1 pseudogene is annotated in these 399 nt (G+C 80.5%); it reads right to left on the bottom strand.

What is annotated here, in order from left to right:
• A pseudogene (locus H7J73_RS01005) lies at window positions 1–186 on the bottom strand (hypothetical protein); the annotation flags it as partial.
• Window positions 187–399: the final 213 nt, after the last annotated feature.

Consider the following 399-nt stretch of genomic DNA (forward strand, 5'->3'; position numbering starts at 1 on the left):
CGCCGGGGCCACCGGCGCCGCCGCCGCGGTAGTTACCGCCACCGCCCCGCGGTAGTTACCGCCACCGCCACCGGCACCACCGGGACGCGCGCCGCCACCGGCACCACCGGGACGGGGGCCGCCACCAGGACGAGGTCCGCCGCCGGGGCGGGGTCCGCCACCGGGACGTGCACTGGTGGAACCCATGGGACGAGGAGGCATGTTGCCGGGCGAGGCACCACCGGGGCGGGGTCCGCCACCGGGACGGGGTCCGCCGGGGCCTGCGGCACCCGGACGCGGAGGCGCACCTGCGGGCGGGCGAGGGGCCGGACGCTCGACGGGCTGCGCCGACGAGAACGGGTTGTTACCGACCTTCGGCGTGCGCGGGCCGGGCCGCGGGCCACCTGGGGTCGGGCCGGG

The organism is Mycolicibacterium komossense (assembly GCF_025822605.1).
GTDB lineage: Bacteria > Actinomycetota > Actinomycetes > Mycobacteriales > Mycobacteriaceae > Mycobacterium > Mycobacterium komossense.